This window comes from Patescibacteria group bacterium, from assembly GCA_041665345.1.
In the GTDB taxonomy this organism is placed as follows: domain Bacteria; phylum Patescibacteriota; class Patescibacteriia; order PEXW01; family PEXW01; genus JBAYJA01.
Genome location: JBAYJA010000001.1, coordinates 592348 through 610351, shown reverse-complemented (window position 1 = coordinate 610351; position 18004 = coordinate 592348). Strand labels below are relative to the sequence as shown.

Sequence of the window (18004 nt, the reverse complement as noted above, 5' to 3'; positions counted from 1 at the left end):
TGCTTGGAATGTGCTATAGTGGTTTTGCCATGCAGAAAGTGCAAAAAAAGAAAATCCTCATCCTCGGCGTGACCGTTATAGTCGCCAGCCTAGCGCTGATTCCAGCCCGGGTCTTTGTGCGTGCGCAGGTGAGCGGGAACACCACGGTGGAGGAGCTGAACCGAACCATTGAGCAACGAGAAGCTGAACGCAAGCAACTGCAGCAGAAGCAAGAGGAGTATGCGGCGAAAGTTGCAGAAAAGCAGAAAGTTGCTGCAAGTTTGCATGGGGAACTGGAGCTGCTTGACGCACAGATGCAAAAAGCTGAAGCGGACATGCAAACTATTGATTTTGCAGTTGAAGATAAGCAACGCGAAATTACCGCAACCCAACTGCAGATTGAAAGTACGGAAAAGGACATGCAGACGAAGCGAGCCTACTTAGGTGAGCTGGTCCGTACTATTCATCGGTATGACCAAAAAGACCCTTTGGAGCTTTTAGTCATTCACAATTCTTTTTCCGATGTGGTGAATGACTTACGAACAACCACAACGATGGAACGTCAGGTGACGGATACACTTACTGACCTTAAAGGCGTCAAAGTAAACTTGGAACGAGAGCGCCAGGATCGTGAGGTGCGCAAGCGCGAATTAGAAAACTTAGAAAAAGAACTGCTAGCCACGCAGACAAGTTTGAACGACCAAAAAACCTACAAAGGAACGTTGCTCGATGAAACGAAATCCAGTGAGCAGCAGTACGCAAATCTCCTTGATCAGTCAAGGCAGGAGCAACTTTCCGCTGACAGTGACATCCGCCAACTGCAGGAGCAGGTAAAAGCGAAGCTGGAACCCAACGGGCAGGGGAGTGATGATGGTCTAACCAAGTTCACTGGTAACCGCAACGTGCAACTCGCCTGGCCGGTGTCACCCGCCAAGGGGATCAGCGCGTACTTCCATGACCCAAGCTACCCGTACCGCAAGTACTTTGAGCACCCAGCCATTGACGTGCCAACGCCGCAGCGTACACCCATTGCCGCTCCAGATGATGGCTACGTGGCTCGGGCAAAGAACGCTGGTTTTGGGTACAGCTACATTTTACTGGTGCACTCCAACAGCATCTCGACAGTCTACGGCCACGTGAGCCAAATCAATGTTGCGGAGGATACCTTCGTGAAGAAAGGGCAGATTATTGGTCTGTCCGGTGGCATGCCCGGGACACCCGGTGCAGGGAATATGACCACTGGGCCACACCTGCACTTTGAAGTGCGTTTGAACGGGATTCCGGTGAACCCGTTAGATTACTTGCCATAAGAACTTAGGTGAAAAAAGAAAGCGTACCATTGGATAGGTACGCCTATTTTGTTTACTCACCGATTTGGTTGGTTTCAATCCGAGTTGCAAACCCGCAGAAGAGGGGACCGACTAGTAACTTATAGCCAAGCAACCAACTGAGGATTGCCGTCAATGGATTTAGGACTATCTGAATCCACATCGGCATGTTTGTCCATTGCGGTAAAACAACCCAGACAATAATGCTGAAAAAGAACACCCACCCGACCCAGGAAAACCATTGAAAAATCCTGAGTTCAAAGTTTGACATTCCAGTAACCGATGGAAGTGCCCTCATGTACTCTCCTTCTTTTAAATGTACTTTGGCTACAGGGGATGGTACTGAATGATGAGTATCCTGTACATATTATGTGTCGCAGAATATACCTTTTATGACCCAATAGGATAGAAAGAAACCTTTGTACGTGATGCCAAGGGGTTTCTGGCTACTTTCCCCCTAGAATGCCTGCTTAGGCACTACGCAAGATAATGATGCAAATGAAGACTACAAATGCTTGCATGATCAAACCAATACTTGGCTGCACTTCGGTTTGCAGTGCATTGTGGAGCTTGTAGTAGCCACGCAGCCAAAGCCGCCAAGGCTTGTCCTTGCGGAACAAGGTTAGGAAGTCTGGCAGGACGGTCCAGAACACGCCCCAGCTGGTTAACCACCACAGTTCTGGATGCCACAGGAGCAATCCAAGGTACACCAGGATCGTCGCAAACAAGTCTGGACCAAAGGATTCCACAAATTGCCCAAGAGACTTCCCTTTTGGAATGGGAAAATTCCAGTGTGGGAGCATGTCCATAACCAGATGTGTCGCAAAACATAATGGTGGGATGAGTGTAGGATCACGGATCACAACCGCAACTGCTGCACCGGTAACCACATGGACACTTAGGAGCATAAAAAATTATTTGTAGTAGACCCGGGCTGGCACAGTCACGTTGACGTACTCCAGGGACTTCCCTACCAGCTTCTGGTCATAGGCCAGCAGGAAAGCTTCCAGCTGCTTCTTTGCGTCACCAGAGCGGTCAACAATGATGGACCAACCAGTGGCCAGGGTCAGCTGTGCTGTACGATCCGGCGCTGCGGGCAAGGTAATACTTTTCACGGCGAGCTGCTTGCTGTCGCGTTCGCGTACCGCTTGGGAAAACGTATGGAGAAAGCTCGCATCAGCTGGGCTTACAATCTCGGCTTCTAACGCCAGTGGACTTGGGAGCTGCGCAGGGGTGAGCAGTGGTACCTGGCCAAGCTTGGTAACGTCGACCATGGCCGAGGCTACGCCCTGGCTATTGATGCCAAAAGTTATACCATTTACTGGCAACAGGAAAGTTGGTAACTCCTCCTGAAGTGTGATGCGCAGCGTATGCAGGGGCGAACGAGTAACCTTGAGATCTGTAAATATCCAACGGGAGCGTAAGCGTCGCTCCAGGGCTTTGGTATCAAACGACCACAAGCCACTTTGCCGGAAGAAGAGCAACCATCGCGCCTGGGTTTGCGCTTTTATCTCGGCACGAAGCTGGTCAATAGGCAATGTGTACGTCCCTCGCACTTCTGCTTTCTGCAGTTGCCAAAACGGTGCGCCGTAGATTCCGTACATTGCCCCAATGACGATAACCAAGAAAATGAAGATGCTCCACCGCGGGTGCCGAAGAATCCACGATCCTTGCTGGGGTTCAGCAAAGAGCGGGTTGCCTCGGTGCGTTGAGCGAGTTCGATTATTCCAGCGCATAGCTACGGTACTAAGACTCTGGGAATCTCTGGATTCAGGCGAGTGAGAAAGTCATAGGGTATCATCCCAGCCAATTCTGCAGTTTTTGTGGCAGGTTGGTGAGGGCCAATGAGCTCCACTGGGGTTCCGGCTTTCGCTCGTTTTACTTTCGTTACATCAACCATGGAGAGGTTCATGCAAATGCGCCCGCGGATCGGCACACGCTGCCCGCTTATGCTCACGCTACCCTTATTGGACAGGCGTCGATCTAAGCCTTCCCAGTATCCAACTGGCAGGATACCAACCTTTCCAGCCCTCTGAAAACGGAATGTCCGGCCGTACCCAACACTTGTCCCTGCGGGAACATCCTTGACCTGAATAAGTTGTGTGTACCAGGAGAGCGCGGGTCGCAACTGGTCAATCCCTGACCGAGAGCTGACTGCTTGTTGCTTGGTGACTGTGCCAATACCGTAGAGCGACATACCTACTCGAACCATGGAAAAATCTGCTTCTGGAAATCGGAACACCCCAGCCGAACACGAGAGATGCGTAAGGAATCGTTTTTTGTTTATTTGGGCAAGTCCCTGAGAAATTTTTACAAATCGTTTGGTCTGAAGGCTGGAAAAAGCTGTTGACTCCCCTTCTGCATCGGCAAAGTGGCTAAAAATCCCTTCTACCATAATTTTCGGACATTTTTTCAGGTAACGGATCACCGATGGCATTTCATGCAGCTGAAAACCAACGCGGGTTGTGCCGGTGTCTACCTTTAGGTGCATACGTACGGGTGATTGAGACCGCCGAGCTACTTTCTGAAAACGTTTGAGCATCTGCATGGTATACGCCGGAACGCGGATACCTAGTTTCCAGGCGAGGCGGAGCTCAGTATCTGTGACATCCACGTAGCTCAGGGCAAGGATGGGTTTTCGCGTCACGTACTTTCGAAGCAATAGCGCCTCGGAAACGCTGGCCGTGCCAAACCGCTGAACGCCGGCATGATCAAAAACCGGCGCACACAATTTGACCCCGTGACCGTAGGCATTACTTTTCACGACTGCCATGAGCTGCACTCGCGGTGAGAGTAGTTTTTGAAAAATCTGCACATTCCGTACCAGAGCGGAACGTGATACGTGAATACTTGTGAGCATGGATTCGTTGCTGGCTTACCGGATTTCCGTCACCCCATGCATGAAAGGTTGCAGAACCTCTGGCACCCGAATTGTCCCATCTGCCTGCTGGTAATTTTCCAGAATGGCGATGATGGTCCGGCCCATAGCAAACGCCGTGCCGTTCAGCATGTGTGCAACAATATTTTTCCCTTCGGCATTTTTCACCCGTACATTCAGCGCGCGAGCTTGGTAGTCCGTCGTATTCGACGTGGAATGCGTTTCTCGATACTCACCCTTACCGCTATTCTGGCCTGGGAGCCAGCATTCAATGTCGTAGGTTTTTGCCGAAGGGAAACCCATGTCACCAGTGCAAAGTTTCACTACTCGGTACGGCAAGCCTAAACCTTGAACGAGTTTTTCTTGCATCGCTAGAAGTTCTTCGTGCAGGTCTTGCGATGCCTCAGGTGTGCAGACCACAAACATTTCCACTTTATCAAACTGATGTACCCGTAGAATGCCCTTCGTGTCTTTCCCGTAACTCCCCGCTTCCCTTCTGAAGCAGGTGGAAAAACCAGCATACTTTTTCGGTAATTCTTCGGGTGTCAACATTTCATCTGCGTGGTAAGCGCCAAGGGTTTGTTCGGACGTTCCTACCAAGTACTGCTTATCCTTTGGGAAGTGGTACACTTCCTCCTCCCCGCTTTGTGCCAGGTACCCCATTCCAGCCATAAACTCCTCTTTGACCAGCACTGGCGGGATCATGGGGGTAAAACCAGCCTCCAGAAGGCCTTTCATGGCGTATTGGAGCAACGCAAACTCTAAAAGCGCCCCAGAACCCACAAGGTAGCCAAAACGCGAGCCAGAGGCTTTCGCGGCACGCTGTACGTCAATAATTCCTAAGCTTTCGGCTAGGGTAAGGTAGTCTTTGGGTGATTGCAGGTTTGGCCGCTCCCCTACCTCGTGCAGGGTCACATTGGCATCCGCGTCTTTTCCTTCAGGCACATCCGCAAGCGGAATATTTGGCAAGGCCTGGATGCCCGTGGTAATTGCCTCTTCCGATGCTCGAAGCCGTGCTTCATCAACCTTCACTTTCTCCGAAAGTTTTTTTAATTCTGCAAGCTTGCTGGTTCGCTCATCCCCTTTCACCTGTGCCAAAGCTTTGCTGCCGGCATTCAGCTGGCTCTGCAGCAATTCCAGTGCCTGCCGCTCGCCCTGACTTTTTTCCAGTAGTTCCGCAAGCAGTTTGGCTGCATCAAAAAACTTCTTGCCACGTTTTTTCAGGCCGGCAAAAACTGCGTCTGGCTGCGTGAGAAAAATTTTTCGGTCAAGCATGGGAACCTAATTTTTTCGCAGCGTGGGAAAGAGAATCACTTCTTTCACACTATGACTGCCGGTGAGAATACTCGTGAGCCGGTCAATGCCCAGACCAGCGCCCGCGGTTGGCGGCATGCCGTACTCTAGAGATTCCACAAATACTTCGTCAGTATACTGCGCTTCATCATCACCTTTTTTCCGTAAGGCATCTTGCTCCGTAAAACGAGCCTGCTGGTCAACTGGGTCATTCAACTCTGTAAAAGCTTTGATAAGCTCACTGCCGGCAATGACCAGCTGGAACATTTCTACCACGCGTGGATCTTTCGCTGAGCGTTTGGCGAGTGGCGAGAGTTCAGCTGGATAATCTGTTACGAATGTTGGGCGTTGGATGGATGGCCGAACCGCCGTCTTCCACAGTTCGTCAATGAGTTTGCCACGACCAGCCTTGGGGTCTGCGTCTCCTCCGGCTGCTGCAATGGCGGCGGAAAGTTCCTGCTCAGTCGCTTCTAAAATATTGACGCCGCAATGTTCCTTCAGGAGCTCAATGTATGAGGCTTTGGCGAAGGGCGGCGTGAAGTCCAGGGCCTTCCCATCAAATTCCAATACCAGTTTGCCGTGCACCTTTTCCACAGTGTGCACCAGCACATCCTGGCAGAACGTGAGCATCTGCTGGTAGTCCCAGTACGCTGCGTAGAATTCAATTTGGGTAAACTCCGGATTATGCTGCGGATCCATACCCTCGTTCCGGAAGCAACGTGCAACTTCGTACACCTTTTCCAAACCGCCCACGATTAAACGTTTCAGGTAGAGCTCTGGTGCCACGCGGAGGTAGAGGTCTTCGTGCAAGGTGTTGTGATGTGTCACAAAAGGCTTTGCGGAAGCGCCACTGGCAATAGATTGTAATATTGGGGTTTCCACTTCCAAAAAACCGGCTTCATCCAGGTACGCACGCAGGGTACGGAGAATCATCGACCGAGTTCGGGCGACGGACCGAGCTTCGGGGTTGGCAATCAAGTCAAGCTCACGGCGACGGTACCGAAGTTCTGTATCGGTCAAACCGTGAAATTGTTCAGGTAAAGGGCGGAGCGCCTTACTGAGCAGCGTCACGTCTGAAGCGTGGAGTGCCGGTGAACCAGCTTTGGTACGGAAAGGTTTACCTGTCGCTTGGACGTGGTCACCTAAATCCAACCGAGTGATGAGCTGCTCGTACACTGCTGCCAAATCCGCTTTACTGCAAAAAACCTGAAAGCGACCAGTACTGTCCTCAAGATCCAAAAATGTGGAGCCGCCATGGCGGCGCACGCCACGTAGCCGCCCAACGATGGTTACTTCCTCGCCCCCATCGGCAAAGGCTGCGATGAGCTGCGCAATGGTATGCGTCCGCATCGAGTGACTTGGGTACGCCGAAATACCCGCGCCCTGGAGCTCACCCAGGCGTTGCAATCGGACACTTCGTTCGTCATTAATATCCACAGGCATGCCCTGATTTTATGGGTTTTTCTGCTTTTTGACAAGCCAAGAACGGACGCGCATGGCGCTTCTGGGTATGCGAAACACCGGAGCTGATTACGCGACCTTGGTAATTTTTGCCTCAATTTCCCCACTGGGGGTGGCAATGCTGGCAGTATCCCCCGCCTTCCGACCAAGGAAGGCTTGGCCCAACGGCGACACATTGGAAATACGGCCATTCGTTGGGTCCGCTTCATTGGAACCCACAATGTGGTAGGTATGGCTTTTCCCCGCCATGGCAATGGTCACGTGCGAACCAACCTGCGCCGTACCAGAATTGGATGGTTGAATAACCTCTGCGCTCTTGAGCGTCATTTCAATTTCCAAAATTCGGCCTTCCACAAAGGATTGCTCATTCTTCGCTTCCTGGTACTCTGCATTTTCAGAAAGGTCACCCAACTCTTTTGCTTCCTGAATGCGGTTTGCCAGCTCACGGCGTTTCTCAACCTTCAGCTGCTGCAATTCAGCGGTGAGTTTTTCTAAACCCTCAGGCGTGAGAAATTGTTTCTGGGTCATAGGTGCAGCAATCAAAAGTCGAGCGAGATGGAGGTGTGGTTGACAGGATACGGGTGAACGGAAAAGCTGTCAACTCGCCGGGGTACCTTTCGCCAACCAGGCCTTGAGTCCAGCCTCTGCAATTGGGAGGGCTGTGGCATGTCCTTCGCCACCTGCTTCTACAATGACCGCAATTGCAATAGTTGGGTGATCATACGGTGCAAATCCCACAAACCAGCCATGCGTTTTTCCTTCATTGCCAAATTGTGCGGTTCCAGTCTTCCCTCCGGCTGCGACACCTAAGCTTTGCAGGCGCCGGGCGCTGCCATTGGTCACTGCTTGTCGCATTGCTTCTCGTACAGTTTGCACCGCGTCTGGGCTTGCGGTGGTCTGCCGGAGTGCGGTTGGTCTGAAAGCAGAGGTGGTATGCCCATCGGCGGACTGGAAGCTGCTGAGCACATGTGGTTTGTACAACGTTCCTCCATTCGCAATCGCACTAATGGCTAAGGCCATTTGCAACGGCGTGACGAGTAAGTCCCCTTGGCCAATGGCAAAGTGGTACGTATCACCAATGTACCAGGGTTCCTTCTTCGTTTGCTCCTTCCATGCTTTGGAGGGGAGGAAACCACCCCGCTCACCTGGTAGGTCGATGCCCGTTGGTGCACCTAAACCAAAAGCGCGAGCGTACTGCGTCATTCGCTCAATACCCAAACCCTCAAAAGTGTCTGTCCCACCGCCAATGGTGTAGAAAAAGGTATTGACGGAATCAGCGATAGCTTTGCCAACATCCGTACTTCCGTGCCCGCCAGGCTTCCAGTCGGGGAAGAACCATTTGTCAATCCGAATACCACCGGTACTCATAATGGAAGTACTTGGAGTAATGACCCCTTGATCCAGCGCAGCAGCAGCGATAATGGGTTTTACCGTGGAACCAGATGGGTACTCACCGCTCAAGGGTCGAAAGTACAGTGGTCGTTTGGGATTATCAGTGAGCTCTTTGTACGCCTCTTGACTCAGGCCACTCACAAAAGTATTTGCGTCGTAGCTGGGTGCACTCACAAGCGCAATAATACCTCCCGTCCGCGGGTCAATAGCCACCGCGGCGGCACCCGAAGTTGGCAGGTTGCGAATGGCAGCATTTGCTGCTTCAGACAGGGCCTTCTGCACATCGAAATCCAGGGTGGTCTGCAACGTTTGACCGGGTTGCGCATCTTGCGCGCTAATCACTTTCTGCTCTCGCAATTCTGCATTTACCTCAACAGAGGCTTTGCCACTTACGCCTCGAAGTTGGGCTTCGTAACTAAGCTCTAGGCCAGTTTTGCCAATCACGTCACTCTTCCGGTACTCCCGATTTGCGGCAAGCTTCAATTCGTCCCACTCTTCCTTTGTCAATTTTCCGGTATACCCAAGCACGCCGGTGAAGAGCACATTGCCAAGGTAGTGACGACGAGGAGTTGCATCAACGCGCACCGCTGGTTCGTCTTGCATGCTGAGTTTCAACTGCATGGCTTCCGTATACGTTAGGTGATCACGGAGTGCGAGAAATTCCGTTGTCCTTCCATTCTCACCAGAAATGATCTCCACTACTTCAGAGAGTGGTCGCTTTGCTGCAGTAGCAATACGGAGAAGGTGAGAAGTTCGCTCTGCTTCCACTTTTGGTAAGTCAGCCGGGATAATGCCAAAAGTAAATTCGGCAACATTCTCCACCAGGGCTTTTCCATTTCGGTCGGTGATAATGCCACGCGGCGCAGGTGTCGTGATAATGCGCAGCCGGTTATCCTCAGCGGAAGCTCGGAAAGCACTACCATGGACGACCTGCAGCCAGGCTCCACGAAACATGAGCCCGCCCAAAATGAGCGAACATGCGAAGGCGAGTGCAAAAAAACGGTGGCTGTACACCTGGTGTTTGATTGTTGGCACATCTGAGGTGAGGGCTTCCAGGGATGCATCTTCCAATTCAAAACTTCGAAAGTTTCTGACCACGCGTGAGCGTCCCAAGCCTGAGGTTGGAACAAGGTCGAAGGGATTAGCGTGTGCCATAAAAAAATCTTCGATGTGTGAGACGTACAATCCATTGCCAGGTAATACCCACAAGGAGGATGCTGAAAAATTCAATGCCCAAGAGCGCACTATTGTTACCGGTTTGCCAGCCGGTGCTCACTGAAGCTGTAGTAAAGCCGAAAAGGTTCATGAGCGCAAGCCCACCAACCGTCACCCCAACCCGCGTTGCAACGCCCACCACCGCAAGACCCATGAGCGAAGCAGAACTCCGATTTGTGAGCCAGGACCTCTGCACGAGCCATGTACTACCCCAGACACTGAGCACGCTGAGACTCACGAGTGGAAAATGAACTGGGTGAATGAAATCAACCAGCAACGCCGTGGGAAGAATAACCACACTCAGTACATCTTGGCGGTCACGCCATATCGCAACCACTGTCAGGATTACGAGGAAGGCTGGCGTCCACGCATACGGGGTAAAAGCTGCGCTCCCAATCTGCACGGAAAAACAGAGCACAATCGCTACAGCACGACTGAGGTACTTCATCATTGGACAAGCACAGTCAAGACGGAAAGCCGGTCGTACGCCGTTGCTGGCAGTACCGTCGCACTTTGGAAAAGAGCACCAGGTTGTGCATCAATATTTGTAATGCTACCAACGAGTAAACCACTGGGAATGCTTGGCTGCACATCAGCGGTAATAACCAAGTCTCCTGATTTCAATTCTTCATTTTGGGGAACGAGCGTAAGGCGTAGTCCAGTACCACGCTCCCCTACCACAATGCCGGGTGGGCCATCGGGCTTCCGTGTGCGGACAGCAACATTTGTACTACTGGAGGTGAGGAGCTGAATAGACGCAGTGCTTTCTGCTACTTCACGCACCATGCCCACCAGCACACCCGCTGGGGCAAGGACCGCTGCACCTTGCCGAATCCCCTGCTGCCCACCAGCGTCGACGAGAAGCTCCTGCGCATTGACTGACGATCGGCCTATGACATGCACAGGAATTCCCTGCAAATGACGACCCTCAATGAATGCCTTTTCGGTACGCACTAAATGGAGATCAACTAGCTGCTGCTGGGCCTGCGCTAAGGCGCGCTGGGTTTCCGTCAATTGCTCTTGCAGACGAGCCAATGCTGCTTGTGCATCTTTGGTGGTCTGCCGTTGTGCCAAACGGCCATCAACCCACTGGAATACCTGGTAGGCCACTTGGCCAACAGGTGCAACAACTCGTGTGGCAACGCCACGTACAGGCTCCAGAATGCCAATGATCAAAGCGAGCATAATGCCGACGCTCACCACAATAGTCCAACCACGGCTGGAAAGGCGGATTGCGGCCATAGCTTAATGCTTCACTCCACTGCCCCCCGATCCATCAGAAGAGAGGACGAGAATATTCCGTAACGTATCAAGTTCTTCTAGGACAATACCAGTCCCGCGCACCACCGCTGTCAGTGGATCATCGGCAACGTGCACTGCAATTTTCGTTTCTCGATGAATCCGTTCTGGCAGGCCACGTAGTAATGCGCCACCACCAGTGAGCAAAATGCCACGGGTATGAATATCCGCGACCAATTCAGGTGGCGTTGCCTCAATAACCGTTCCAATACTCTCTACAAGCTGGTTCAAATTTCGGGCTAGCGCTTCTCGAATATGTTCGCCAGTAATGGTGATTTCCTTTGGTAAGCCGGTGATTAAATCCCGACCGCGCACTTTTGTCTCCAGCTGATCATGCTCTTCAATTGCGGAGCCAATGGCAATTTTCACATCTTCGGCTGACCGCTCACCAATAAGCAAGTTAAAATGTTCACGCGCGTACTGGATGATGCTGGCGTCAAAAGCATTGCCAGCATTCCGAAGGCTTCGCCAGGTTACTACACCACCCAACGAAATAACGGCGATATCTGTGGTTCCACCCCCAATATCGACAACGAGTAACCCTGCCGCTTCTTGCACAGGCAGACGCGACCCTATAGCGGCGGCCATAGGTTGCTCAATGAGGAATACTTCTCGTGCGCCTGCGTGCAAGGTGGCATCTTCAACGGCTTTCCGCTCGACTTCGGTTACACCCAAGGGAATACCAATGACCACGCGTGGGCGCGGGACGAGCGTAAAACCTTCCTTATGCACTTTCTCCACAAAGTAGCGCAGCATCTTTTCTGTTACTTCAAAGTCAGATATAACACCATCCACCATGGGCTTGGCAGCAATGATATGGCTCGGCGTTTTTCCCACCATCTTCCGGGCATCAGTTCCCACGGCAAGAATCTGCTCAGTGCGCGTGTTCACTGCCACCACGGATGGCTCGTTAATCATAATCCCTCGGCCTTTGACGTACACGAGCGTACTGGAAGTCCCAAGGTCAATGCCAAGGTCGCGGGAAAATTTTCCAAGGAAGCGGTCAAAAATCATACCTGGTGCATTGTAGCGAGTGCTTCGGCGAGGGGGACAATTTTTGTATTCCCGTTCCGACGTTCAGTTAATTCCACTTGTTCCCCATGGCGGTCACTGCACACGATGCGCCAGGGCATACCCAGCAGGTCAGCGTCTTTGAGCTTAAACCCAGCAGACACATCACGGTCATCGACGAGTACTGCATGACCACGAGCCAGACTCTGCTTTTCTAGCTCAAGTGCATTGGCTTTGCCTGTGGTTCCGCTCCCAAGGATGAGCACGTGCGCCGCAAAAGGCGCGGCAGCGGCTGGCCACACCAATCCCTTCTCATCTGCAAAGACTTCTGCCAAAGTGCCAACCAGCCGTGAGATGCCAATCCCGTAACTAGCAACGTAGAGTGGCTGCGGCTTCCCCTGCGTGTCCACTGCCGTGAGCTTCATTGAGTCACCATACGTGTTTCCAAAATTGAACGTATTTCCAACTTCAATGGACTTCACTATTTTTGCTTCAGCCTTGCAGCTTGGGCACTGGTTTGACTCTCCAAGTTCAACGTTCTGCGCGTACCCGCAGGCAGCACATGTCAAAATCCGATCTTCACCGGCATCACTGGGAACCTGGAATTCATGCGAGTGTTGCTTGGTGAAGCTTCCGCCTGAGGCTTCAGTCACCAACGCGTTCAAACCGAATCGTAAAAAAATTCGCTTATACGCCTCCTGTACTGTTTGGTAGTAGGCTGCATGCGCGTTCGCATCCACGTTGAAGGAGTACAAATCTTTCATGAGAAATTCCCGGCCACGGATGACGCCAGACTTTGCCCTGGCTTCATTCCGGAATTTCCACTGGATTTGGTAGAGCGCTTGGGGCAAGTCACGGTAACTTTGCACTCCCCGTCGAACCAAATCAACCATCACCTCTTCATGCGTCGTGGCTAAACCAAATGGGTGACCAGACTGGTCTTTCCACTGGTACATGACTTCTTTTCCCAAACTCTCCCAACGGCCAGTTTCTTCCCAAACCCCGGGTACCTGCAATGCCGGCAAGAGGACTTCCTGCGCGCCAATTGCGGCATGCTCTTCCCGTACGACGTTCGCCACCCGATTCAACACCATGAGACCAAGAGGGAGCCATGAGTATGCACCGGCATGCAGCCGGTCAACGTACCCAGCCTGGGCGAGGAGTTGTCCATTTTTGGATGGCTCATCCGCAGGTGGCTGTTTTCGGGTTGGGATGAAAAGATGGCTTTGCAACATACAAGCTTAGAAAAGGCGCTGGAAGAAATCCTGCACCGCTGAAAGGTTGAGAATATCTCGGAAAGTCACGACCGCAATGAGTCCAATGAGCACCACAAACCCCGCATTGTGAATTTTTGCTTCCAAAAGTGTACTTACGGGTTTTCCTCGAAGTTTTTCCAAAAGGAGGAAGAGTAACCGGCCACCATCAAGGGCAGGAATGGGCAGGACATTGATCAACGCGAGGTTCAAGGAGAGCAGCGCTGTGAACTGCAACAGGTACGCAAAGCCGAGCCTGGCAACTTGGCCGGTGAGCACCGCAATGCCAACTGGTCCAGCCACATCGGCACCCACTTCTCGGTGGACGAGTAAATTGACGAAGAAATCTTTGAAGGCAACCACAATGTACCCAAAAGATCGACCTGCAGTGAGCACGCCTTCCCACAGGGAACGGAAGAAGCCAAAAGACACCATGCCAGTATGTGCAAGTGAAACACCAAGCCCAGGCCGTTCCAGTCCTTCCAGTTTCTTCAGAGTCACCTGCACAGTTTGCTCAGCATCACCTCGGCGGATAACCACTGGGACTTCCACCTCGCCAGCGCGTTTGGCAGCGTCTTGCGCACTTGGAATATCCGTAATGGTTTCACCATTCAAACGTACCAAGGCATCCCCTACCTGCAACCCGGCAGTGGCAGCCGGACTTGCCTCTGGCACTTCAACAATTTGCACTTGTGGATTGCGGATCGTTGCCCCTGCTGGAACACCGCTCCCTACATCTGCTGGGAGACCGCGCATGAAGCCTATGCCAAAGAGGAATGCGGCAAGGACGACGTTCATCGTAACCCCAGCGACAATGACCAGGGTGCGTTTCCACGCCTTCTGCGCCAGGAATGTTCCTGGACCTCGCTCATTCTTATCCTCGCCATGAAGGCGCACAAACCCACCAAGAGGAATCCAGTTAATACTGTAGACCGTGTCTTTCCGGCGAAATCCCCACAGCCGCGGAGGGAAGCCAAAACCAAATTCGTCTACTTTAATACCGCAAAGCCGGGCCACCACAAAGTGGCCAAGTTCATGGACAAAGACCAGGAGACCAAGAACGACAATGAAGGTGAGTAAAGTAGACATCCGGTTTAGATTTGCATCAGCTCCGCATCTTTGCGGCTGGCCATCTCAGAAATTTTTCCTACAAAACTGTCAACTACTTCTTGTAAAGCTTTTTCTTCAGCTTTTTGCATATCCTCCGAAAGCTCATTATCTGCCTTTGCTTGCTTCAGATCCTTTTGCACTCCCTCCCGAATGCTACGAATACTCACCTTCGCTTTTTCCGCTTTTTCCTTTACCACCTTTTGCATTTCCTTTCTCCGTTCCTCGGTGAGGGGCGGGAAAGCTAAACGAATGCTTATACCTTCAATGCTTGGGGTAATCCCCAAAGGTGAAGACTGAATTGCTTTCGCAATATCTTTGGCGATGTTTGGATCGTAGGGCTGAATGAGCAGCTGGGTTGGTTCAGGTGAGGTGATGCTTGCAAGTTGCTGCAAAGGTGTGGCAGTGCCGTAGACCGGCACCAAGAGCGATTCCACAACTGCTGGGGTTGCCCGACCTGTGCGCAACGTCTGCAAATCTTCGTGGAGGTGATCCAAAACTTTTGCAAATGATTCTTGGTGTTGATCAACAAGCATAGAGTTACTTTTTGCCGACGAAGAGGGTGCCCAAGTACAGCGTTCCCGGGCGCCGTGGGTGAGCAGTGAGGACAGTAAATTGCCGGCTTGAGGGAACGTTTTTCAACGTTTGCCAGGTTGCACCATTGTCTTCTGATTTGTAGAAAGTTGCAGCAGCCGTGAAGTACAGCTCAGTTTCGTCAAATGGATTAATCGCCACGGCGTTCAAAGGAACAGTGCTGGTGGGAATGACTGTGGGAACCAAGTTCCACGTCGCACCGCCATCTCGTGAGCGGAAAAGTCCAGCATTGCTAGTGACGAGCATCACTGAGGGAGTTCGTTCGGTGAAGGTAAAATCGTTTACCGGTAAACCACCCACCTTTTGCAGTGACTGCGTGGGTTGATCGGTCCAAGTGACGCCTGCGTCAGAAGAGCGTAGGAGTTTTCCCGCGGTCACCAGAAACATAATTCGAGAATCATTTTGCAAGATCACCAGCCGCTTCAAGTTTTCGCCAGGAAACTGTTGTAGAATGCGCCAAGTTGTTCCTTGGTCATCACTCTTCAGCATGACACCTCCGTCAGTCGTGGCGTAGACATCTCGGTTATCAAACGGATCAAGGCGCACCTGCGTGATTGCATTGCCAGGCTGGTTGGTATACACCACGGTCCACGTCGCACCACTGTCAAGACTCTTCTGCACCGTATTTTGGTATCCGGCGTATAGTACGTTCGTCGCTTTTGGATCAATACTCAACCCTCGAACGTAGCCTACTTTCAAACCAAGTTGCGTCCACTGCTCACCAGCATTCTCACTAAACCACAAGCCGTTCTCCAGGGTACTCAGGTAGAGGATCTCCGAACTTGTTGGGTGGAAGGTGAAGTACCCAGCGTTGGTGCCGCTAATGGTTTGCTTCCCCTGCGCTGTGTCTTGCACAAATACTTTTTGCGTCCACGCTTCCCCACGGTCTATGGACATGAAGACGCCACCGTCAGCCAGGCTTTGGGCTTTGGGGGTTCCGCTACCCCCCAAGCGAAGGGAGCAAGCTGGAAGGAACGCTACGAGAGCAAACGCGCTAAGGAAGAAAATTTTTCTCATACTGTTTGAGGGAGGGCCGCGAAAATTGCTTCGAGGATCAACCGCGGTTGCGCATTGGTACGCAAGCGAAGGAAAGCTCTACCAATACTGGGGATTGTTGGCCAGAGGCCAGGCTGCTGGCGGATAAGGTACAGGAGCTGATTGAGCATAGCGAAGACCCGAGATGTTTCCACAGTAGATTCTGTCTTCTTCCCAAGAAGTTGCTGCATGCTTTGAAAACGCTGAGGAAGTGGTTGGGCTAAAATGTGCAGCAACGCACGTTCTGTAGCTTCCAACGTCGCCAGCTGTTCTGGTGCAGCACACAGTTGGGCAGCCAGCTGTGCTTGACCAGGGACAAAGCGTAGTGCTTGCATTGCAAGCGGCTTTGCATACCCAGCGTTGCATAATGCCTGTGCTGCTTGCTCCGCAGCAATGGCTTGAACGGCATACCACGCAGTTCGCGAACGAATGGTAGGCAAGACGCTTTTTGCGTTTGGGGCAGTTAACACAAAGAAAGTTTTTGCACCAGGTTCTTCCAGAAGTTTCAGAAGCGCATTTGCAGCCGCACCAGCAAGGCGGTCGGCCTGTGGAATGAAAATGATCCGTGGCAGGGCACCGGCCAGCAAAGCAACATCTTGCCGCAAGGCGCGAATCCTCTCAACGGAAATGGATCGCTGGTCTGCCTCGGGTTCCACGTGCATCAGCACCACGCCGTCGGCCCGGGCAATGCTTTTGCATGCTTCACAGTCACCACATGGTTCTAGTGATTGCTTTGCACATGCCAGGACGTTGGTGAACCAGGTTGCTTGGGCTTTCACCGCAGCAGCATCTGGACCAAAAAAGCCAAAAGCATGTCCAAAATGGCGCCCGTGAAGTACTTTCCCGAGCGCACGGTCTAACGCCTCTTGGCCAATACGTTGTATTGCGTCTTTTGCCATGGTGAACTACCATCGCACAATACAATATTTTTCCTTCTTTGGCAAGTACTTACCTATGCATCCCAATAAGCAGCTTCGCAACCAAAGCCGCACTCTGTGCCCATGAAAAATCCTGTACCCGGGCAAGCCCGGCAGCCCGCATTTCCTGCTGCAATGGAGGGTGAGACAGTATTTGCTCTAATCCCTGGGTGCATTGAGTAACGTCGCCAACCGCAAAGTAGCGTGCGGCTGTTCCACCAACCTCTCGTAACGCTGGGATATCACTGCACAGCACTGGGGTACCGCACGCCATTGCTTCTAAAACCGGAATGCCAAAACCTTCGTACGCGGAACCAAGCACGAACACTTCAGCCCCAGCGAGGAGAGCCGGCATAGCAGCTTCTGCAACCCAGCCTGGCATGTGCACGTAGGCTTGCAACTTCTCTCTTTCTCTCCAGGCAACAACCTCTGCAGCACCTTCACCCAGACTGCCAGCAAGGAAGAGCTGGAGATTCGCAAATGCTGGTTTCATGCGAAGTGCCTGGAATGCTTGCACTAGTTGCAAGGTGTTTTTCTTCTTCTCAATCCGACCAATGGAGAGAATGTATGGCGCAGTAAGCTTGTACTGCTGTTGCACAGCAGCAATGTGGGACTTTGCTTCTCGGACTGCAGCATTGTACAACGTCGCATCGTACCCATTTGCGACAACGGTGATTCGGTCGGGAGAGACACCCAAGGTTTCTGTAATTTCCTTTGCTGAGAATGCAGACACGGTAAGCAGTTGCTTGCAGCGGCGAACTGCGAGTCTGACGGAGAAACGATGGTAGTCAAGTTCTGTTGCCGAGTACCGCCCTAGGGTCAAGACCCGAACGAGGAGGTTGGTAAACCGGCGACCCACGGTGGATTGCCCAAGTGGCTTGCGGCCGTAGAGCGTCGTCGTTCGTTCAAAACCCACATCATGAATTGTCGTTAGGGTTTGACGTGGACTAATGAACGGAATGGTATGTGCTGGAACAAACAGTACATCCACCCTGTGCCAGAGCATTTCCCAACTCAGTCGCAACTGCGTCCACATGATCTTTGGCGGCCAGCGAAGAACCCTAACCTTGACATGTGAAGGCAGACTCCCCCACTCTGGACGCAAGGGTTCTCGTACGTAGAGGTAGACCGTATGTTCACGGAGGAACGGTAAAAGACTTCGCGTCAAGTGGAACGCGTACCATTCGGTGCCCGTGCGCTGTGCAACATTTGCCCGGGACGCATCAATGCCAATGCGCATAG

17 protein-coding genes are annotated in these 18004 nt (G+C 52.2%); 1 reads left to right on the top strand and 16 read right to left on the bottom strand.

All coding sequences use genetic code 11. The features are described 5' to 3' along the window. The first annotated feature begins 29 nt into the window (after nt 1-29). Nucleotides 30-1289: a peptidoglycan DD-metalloendopeptidase family protein gene (locus WCV85_03235; GenBank protein ID MFA6473865.1), complete on the top strand. Its 1260-nt coding sequence runs from the start codon at nt 30-32 to the stop codon at nt 1287-1289. Nucleotides 1290-1777: 488 nt separating this feature from the next. Here the strand turns inward: WCV85_03235 and WCV85_03230 are convergent, their stop codons facing one another. The 16 genes from WCV85_03230 to WCV85_03155 all read right to left on the bottom strand — a co-directional run bounded on the left by WCV85_03230 (nt 1778) and on the right by WCV85_03155 (nt 18002). Then, nucleotides 1778-2215, bottom strand: a complete 438-nt coding sequence (locus tag WCV85_03230; protein MFA6473864.1) for a hypothetical protein — start codon at nt 2213-2215, stop codon at nt 1778-1780. A 6-nt stretch (nt 2216-2221) separates the two neighbouring features. Next, on the bottom strand, nt 2222-3043 hold the full coding sequence (locus tag WCV85_03225; GenBank protein MFA6473863.1) for a hypothetical protein: 822 nt from the start codon (nt 3041-3043) through the stop codon (nt 2222-2224). A 2-nt stretch (nt 3044-3045) separates the two neighbouring features. Further along, nucleotides 3046-4167 carry an alanine racemase gene (alr, locus tag WCV85_03220; protein MFA6473862.1) on the bottom strand — a complete coding sequence of 374 codons (1122 nt, stop codon included), beginning with the start codon at nt 4165-4167 and terminating at the stop codon, nt 3046-3048. A 15-nt stretch (nt 4168-4182) separates the two neighbouring features. Beyond that, complete coding sequence (gene serS, locus WCV85_03215; GenBank protein ID MFA6473861.1) at nt 4183-5460, bottom strand: serine--tRNA ligase; 1278 nt, start codon at nt 5458-5460, stop codon at nt 4183-4185. Between the two features lie 6 nt (nt 5461-5466). Then, a complete protein-coding gene (lysS, locus tag WCV85_03210) occupies nt 5467-6921 on the bottom strand; it encodes a lysine--tRNA ligase (protein MFA6473860.1) in 1455 nt (484 codons plus the stop codon). Between the two features lie 87 nt (nt 6922-7008). Then, nucleotides 7009-7467 (bottom strand): transcription elongation factor GreA, encoded by a 459-nt coding sequence (gene greA / locus WCV85_03205; protein ID MFA6473859.1) that lies wholly within the window; start codon nt 7465-7467, stop codon nt 7009-7011. A 69-nt stretch (nt 7468-7536) separates the two neighbouring features. Further along, a complete protein-coding gene (mrdA, locus tag WCV85_03200; GenBank protein MFA6473858.1) occupies nt 7537-9486 on the bottom strand; it encodes a penicillin-binding protein 2 in 1950 nt (649 codons plus the stop codon). Further along, a complete protein-coding gene (locus tag WCV85_03195) occupies nt 9473-9997 on the bottom strand; it encodes a hypothetical protein (protein MFA6473857.1) in 525 nt (174 codons plus the stop codon). The genes mrdA and WCV85_03195 overlap by 14 nt, the downstream gene beginning before the upstream one ends. Further along, entirely contained in the window at nt 9994-10788 is a 795-nt protein-coding gene (mreC, locus tag WCV85_03190) for a rod shape-determining protein MreC (protein MFA6473856.1), read from the bottom strand. The genes WCV85_03195 and mreC overlap by 4 nt, the downstream gene beginning before the upstream one ends. Nucleotides 10789-10791: 3 nt before the next feature. After that, nucleotides 10792-11859, bottom strand: a complete 1068-nt coding sequence (locus tag WCV85_03185) for a rod shape-determining protein (protein ID MFA6473855.1) — start codon at nt 11857-11859, stop codon at nt 10792-10794. Next, on the bottom strand, nt 11856-13091 hold the full coding sequence (locus WCV85_03180; protein ID MFA6473854.1) for an aminoacyl--tRNA ligase-related protein: 1236 nt from the start codon (nt 13089-13091) through the stop codon (nt 11856-11858). The genes WCV85_03185 and WCV85_03180 overlap by 4 nt, the downstream gene beginning before the upstream one ends. 6 nt (nt 13092-13097) lie before the next feature. After that, nucleotides 13098-14198, bottom strand: coding sequence for a site-2 protease family protein (locus WCV85_03175; GenBank protein MFA6473853.1), 1101 nt, complete (start codon nt 14196-14198; stop codon nt 13098-13100). Nucleotides 14199-14203: 5 nt separating this feature from the next. Continuing rightward, a complete protein-coding gene (gene frr, locus WCV85_03170; protein ID MFA6473852.1) occupies nt 14204-14752 on the bottom strand; it encodes a ribosome recycling factor in 549 nt (182 codons plus the stop codon). A 4-nt stretch (nt 14753-14756) separates the two neighbouring features. Further along, nucleotides 14757-15827: a YCF48-related protein gene (locus tag WCV85_03165; GenBank protein ID MFA6473851.1), complete on the bottom strand. Its 1071-nt coding sequence runs from the start codon at nt 15825-15827 to the stop codon at nt 14757-14759. Then, nucleotides 15824-16744, bottom strand: a complete 921-nt coding sequence (locus WCV85_03160; GenBank protein ID MFA6473850.1) for a hypothetical protein — start codon at nt 16742-16744, stop codon at nt 15824-15826. Before WCV85_03160 ends, WCV85_03165 begins: the two co-directional genes overlap by 4 nt. A 49-nt stretch (nt 16745-16793) precedes the next feature. Further along, on the bottom strand, nt 16794-18002 hold the full coding sequence (locus tag WCV85_03155; protein ID MFA6473849.1) for a glycosyltransferase family 1 protein: 1209 nt from the start codon (nt 18000-18002) through the stop codon (nt 16794-16796). Between the last annotated feature and the right edge of the window lie 2 nt (nt 18003-18004).

What these genes read in the sequence shown, in the direction of transcription:
- WCV85_03235 (MFA6473865.1), top strand. Translation starts at nt 30, where the DNA reads ATGCAGAAAGTGCAAAAAAAGAAAATCCTCATCCTCGGCGTGACCGTT.
- WCV85_03230 (MFA6473864.1), bottom strand. Translation starts at nt 2,215, where the DNA reads ATGCTCCTAAGTGTCCATGTGGTTACCGGTGCAGCAGTTGCGGTTGTG.
- WCV85_03225 (MFA6473863.1), bottom strand. Translation starts at nt 3,043, where the DNA reads ATGCGCTGGAATAATCGAACTCGCTCAACGCACCGAGGCAACCCGCTC.
- alr (MFA6473862.1), bottom strand. Translation starts at nt 4,167, where the DNA reads ATGCTCACAAGTATTCACGTATCACGTTCCGCTCTGGTACGGAATGTG.
- serS (MFA6473861.1), bottom strand. Translation starts at nt 5,460, where the DNA reads ATGCTTGACCGAAAAATTTTTCTCACGCAGCCAGACGCAGTTTTTGCC.
- lysS (MFA6473860.1), bottom strand. Translation starts at nt 6,921, where the DNA reads ATGCCTGTGGATATTAATGACGAACGAAGTGTCCGATTGCAACGCCTG.
- greA (MFA6473859.1), bottom strand. Translation starts at nt 7,467, where the DNA reads ATGACCCAGAAACAATTTCTCACGCCTGAGGGTTTAGAAAAACTCACC.
- mrdA (MFA6473858.1), bottom strand. Translation starts at nt 9,486, where the DNA reads ATGGCACACGCTAATCCCTTCGACCTTGTTCCAACCTCAGGCTTGGGA.
- WCV85_03195 (MFA6473857.1), bottom strand. Translation starts at nt 9,997, where the DNA reads ATGATGAAGTACCTCAGTCGTGCTGTAGCGATTGTGCTCTGTTTTTCC.
- mreC (MFA6473856.1), bottom strand. Translation starts at nt 10,788, where the DNA reads ATGGCCGCAATCCGCCTTTCCAGCCGTGGTTGGACTATTGTGGTGAGC.
- WCV85_03185 (MFA6473855.1), bottom strand. Translation starts at nt 11,859, where the DNA reads ATGATTTTTGACCGCTTCCTTGGAAAATTTTCCCGCGACCTTGGCATT.
- WCV85_03180 (MFA6473854.1), bottom strand. Translation starts at nt 13,091, where the DNA reads ATGTTGCAAAGCCATCTTTTCATCCCAACCCGAAAACAGCCACCTGCG.
- WCV85_03175 (MFA6473853.1), bottom strand. Translation starts at nt 14,198, where the DNA reads ATGTCTACTTTACTCACCTTCATTGTCGTTCTTGGTCTCCTGGTCTTT.
- frr (MFA6473852.1), bottom strand. Translation starts at nt 14,752, where the DNA reads ATGCTTGTTGATCAACACCAAGAATCATTTGCAAAAGTTTTGGATCAC.
- WCV85_03165 (MFA6473851.1), bottom strand. Translation starts at nt 15,827, where the DNA reads ATGAGAAAAATTTTCTTCCTTAGCGCGTTTGCTCTCGTAGCGTTCCTT.
- WCV85_03160 (MFA6473850.1), bottom strand. Translation starts at nt 16,744, where the DNA reads ATGGCAAAAGACGCAATACAACGTATTGGCCAAGAGGCGTTAGACCGT.
- WCV85_03155 (MFA6473849.1), bottom strand. Translation starts at nt 18,002, where the DNA reads ATGCGCATTGGCATTGATGCGTCCCGGGCAAATGTTGCACAGCGCACG.